This is a genomic window from Flavobacterium sp. (genome assembly GCF_049590715.1).
Taxonomy (GTDB): domain Bacteria; phylum Bacteroidota; class Bacteroidia; order Flavobacteriales; family Flavobacteriaceae; genus Flavobacterium.
Window position 1 is genome coordinate 1 of record NZ_JBAWDL010000265.1, and the last position, 3,318, is coordinate 3,318.

Consider the following 3,318-nt stretch of genomic DNA (forward strand, 5'->3'; position numbering starts at 1 on the left):
ATAGCCTCTTGAAATTCTTAAAACTCATTTAACGAAAAACCCATAGGGATGGATGTTGAGCAGTTCCGTTCAACACGAGTTTCATTGTTCGTGCTTCGCACGCAACGAAACTCTAGCTGTTGACAGACGTACTTTTAATACGTTTGAATTAAAACGTCAGTAGGTATATGAAGTCTTTCGTGTAATTGTCTAATCATTTCCAAAGAAAGTTTTCTTTTTCGGTTTAAAATCTCACTTGCACGACTTTTCAAGCCTACAATATTTGCTAAATCATTTTGATTATAGCCCATTTGCGCCATTCTAAATTTAATTGCTTCAATGGGATCTGGTAAACTGATAGGGAATTTTTCATTTTCATATTTTTCAATTAAAATACCAAGCACCTCAAGTTCGTCTCCTTCAGGAGAGCCATTTTTTGCATCAAAGATAATTTCAAGTCTTTGTAAAGCTTGATGGTAATCGTTTTCTGTTTTTATAGGTTTAATTTCCATAATATTTTAAATTTCATTTGCATTTATCTTGTCATATTCAGCATGCGTTCCAATAAATCGAATCCAAATCATTTGATATTCATAAGTTACCTTAACAATTAATCTATAATTATTTCCTTTAATATTGAAAACTATTCTATTATCATTTAATATACTAGCACTAGGATAATCTAATTTTATTTCATTTGGATTTTTCCATTGAGCTGTACTTGCTTCTTGAAACCATGATTTTAATTGTTGTTCACAATCACCATGTATCTCCCAAAAATCTCTTACTATTTTTTTTGCTACTACTCTCAAATGGAATAATTTTTTTCAAAGATAATAAAAAAAGTTCCCAAAACGGGATTTTTATTTTTTTGTCTCGATCGCGTATGACTGCCAACCGTTTTGCAGCTATACGAGGTACAAGGCTTCGTGACTGCATATTTTCTATGTAAGTAAAAAGTTCAATGCGATACGGCAATCCCACTAAATCCTTGCATCTTTTGTAACTGCTATGTGTGCCCTGCATGAGAAGGCCCCACACTGTAGTGTTGAATAAAAATTCGAAAATACAAATTTCGAATTAGAAAACAAATCTTACAGTGCGTTGTTTTTCCAGAGGATGTAAGTCCCTTATGAGCGGATTGAAAACCCGAATCATTAGTACGTCGCAAGGTTGTTGGCTGCGAAGGCAGAACTGAAGGAAGCGAGACGACAAAATCCGGTACTGACAAACAGAAAGTGCATAAGAGGCATTTAAAAGGGGATAAGCGTCCACAGCAACGTAACGTCCTAAGTTTACAAAAACCTTTTAGATCTAGATGCTCCAGTGATTGGACGAAGGAAAAAGGGCTGTACCAGTGGAGGTATTTGCAACCACGAGTTGGTTAGGCAAAGAAGCCAGCAGAAGTCATAGTACTTGTTAGGAAACGAGCCACAGAAAAGTGTGGAGGCCTCACCCACAAGGAAGGACAGAACGTTATTTTCTGTAAAATTAAAATAAGAAAGATATTCTTAGCTTATTTATAAAGTCGCAGATAGCCCAATTGGTGTAAAGAGCAATTGGTTGATGAATAACGAACCGCCGTATACGTGACCCGCTTGGCCTGTCCTGAGCGAAGCCGAAGGGTACGGTGGCAATGTCATTAAGTTAGTGTTTTATTTAATTGACTAATAAGTATTTAATTGATTTAATATTAGATATATTGCATTATTTTTCTTATATTTATACTGTAAAATATATAGTTTTAAATATGTCAAAGAACTCAATCGCGATAGTTGAAATATTAAAAGAAGTGATCTTTAGTGACGAAATAAGAATTGAATTTAGAATGAATGATAAAGATTTTAGTCGTAAACGTAAACAGCCTTTTGGAAAAGTTTTACTTTTCATGTTCAATTTATTGAGAAAAAGTTTGGCAATAGAAATTGATAGTTTTACAAATTATCTTAATTCAAAACTCGAATCAGAGCCTATTAAAAATTTTACTAAAAGTGCTTTTGTTCAGAAAAGGCAAAAGATAAACCCTGATGTTTTTAAATATTTATCGAGAGTAATTACTGATAATACATACGTTCAAAGAAATAAAGATGTTCAACTATTTTTTGGTTACAGACTACTTGCTGTTGATGGTTCCATGATTACTTTACCACATACAGAGAATTAAAGAATGTATTTGGAGTGTCAAAAAACAACACTAAAACAGTTCTAGTGCAGGGAAGGGCTTCTGTTTTGTATGACGTACTGAATCGTCTCGCATTGGATTTGTCGTTGAATAACTCGGAGTTAGGCGAAAGACAGTTGGCATTAAAACATTCAGATCATTGAACCAAGAACGATTTGATTATATATGATAGAGGCTACGTGGGTTATGATTTTCAGTATGAACATTTTAAAAAGAATGTGGATTATTTAATCAGAACGAGTATAACGCATAGTTTCCTAATAAAAGATTTTGTGGAAAGTAAGAAACAATCTGCAATAGTTGATGTTTTCCCAAATCAAAAACACGCTATAGTTGATAAAGAATACACAAAATCGACATCGCTAAAAGTTCGATTAATTAAAATCGTTTTGCCTACTGGAGAAATTGAAGTTTTGATAACATCTTTATTGGATAGTCAAACTTTCCCAGCCAGTATGTTTAAAGAATTATACTTTTTGAGATGGGGCATTGAGACATTTTACGACGAGTTGAAAAACAAACTGAAATTGGAATACTTCACGGGTTATTCGAAAGCAAGTATAGAACAGGACTTTTTCTGCACGATATTCATAAGTAATTTGCAATCGACCATTGTAAATGATTTACAAGAAGAATTGAAATTAAAGAATAAAAGTTCAAAACTGAATTACAAGATAAACACAAACTTGTCCTATGGTTTTTTAAAAAATAGAATCCTAGAGTTGCTTTTTAAAGAAGCTCCATTGGAAGAGGTATTCAAAGAATTAGAAAAACTATTTCTTAAAAACACAATTCCAATTAGATTAAATCGCATTAATAAACGGGAAGTAGGCAAATATCACAATCGAAAAAGACCTTTAGTACTTAAAAATCAGAAAGATGCAATATAAAAATCTCTTAACTTAATGACATTGGGTACGGTGGTGTGAGAGGCGCACTCTGTCTGTTACTGGCAGAGCCGTCTACTCGATTGGTGGCTGGCATTGATTTATAGGTCAATTAAATCTGCTCTTAGCTCATCTTTTTCATTGTCCTTCCTAAAAATTTTTATGCAAGGATCTCCTATTGGACTAATTTTTAGCTTTTCTGGATAAAACAAAACAACATCATATTCATTGATTGATTTTGTCGAGTTATATTTTATTCCATTGTAACCT

At 33.1% G+C, this 3,318-nt stretch carries 6 protein-coding genes; 3 read left to right on the forward strand and 3 right to left on the reverse strand.

The features are described from left to right. Window positions 1–134 precede the first annotated feature (134 nt). The 3 genes from WBQ70_RS11960 to WBQ70_RS11970 form a co-directional block, all read right to left on the reverse strand. Window positions 135–491: a helix-turn-helix domain-containing protein gene (locus WBQ70_RS11960; RefSeq protein ID WP_423914500.1), complete on the reverse strand. Its 357-nt coding sequence runs from the start codon at window positions 489–491 to the stop codon at window positions 135–137. Window positions 492–497: 6 nt separating this feature from the next. After that, window positions 498–791, reverse strand: a complete 294-nt coding sequence (locus WBQ70_RS11965; RefSeq protein ID WP_423914503.1) for a type II toxin-antitoxin system HigB family toxin — start codon at window positions 789–791, stop codon at window positions 498–500. A 708-nt stretch (window positions 792–1,499) separates the two neighbouring features. Then, complete coding sequence (locus tag WBQ70_RS11970) at window positions 1,500–1,622, reverse strand: hypothetical protein (protein WP_423914505.1); 123 nt, start codon at window positions 1,620–1,622, stop codon at window positions 1,500–1,502. 107 nt (window positions 1,623–1,729) lie between these two features. On the opposite strand from WBQ70_RS11970, the gene WBQ70_RS11975 reads away from it, so the two are divergent. Genes WBQ70_RS11975 through WBQ70_RS11985 form a run of 3 tightly spaced genes read left to right on the forward strand, consistent with a single transcriptional unit; the run spans window position 1,730 to window position 3,051 of the window. Continuing rightward, complete coding sequence (locus WBQ70_RS11975; RefSeq protein ID WP_423914507.1) at window positions 1,730–2,143, forward strand: hypothetical protein; 414 nt, start codon at window positions 1,730–1,732, stop codon at window positions 2,141–2,143. Window positions 2,144–2,157: 14 nt separating this feature from the next. Next, complete coding sequence (locus WBQ70_RS11980) at window positions 2,158–2,304, forward strand: hypothetical protein (protein ID WP_423914509.1); 147 nt, start codon at window positions 2,158–2,160, stop codon at window positions 2,302–2,304. A 12-nt stretch (window positions 2,305–2,316) separates the two neighbouring features. Then, window positions 2,317–3,051: a transposase gene (locus WBQ70_RS11985; protein ID WP_423914510.1), complete on the forward strand. Its 735-nt coding sequence runs from the start codon at window positions 2,317–2,319 to the stop codon at window positions 3,049–3,051. The last annotated feature ends 267 nt before the right edge of the window (window positions 3,052–3,318 follow it).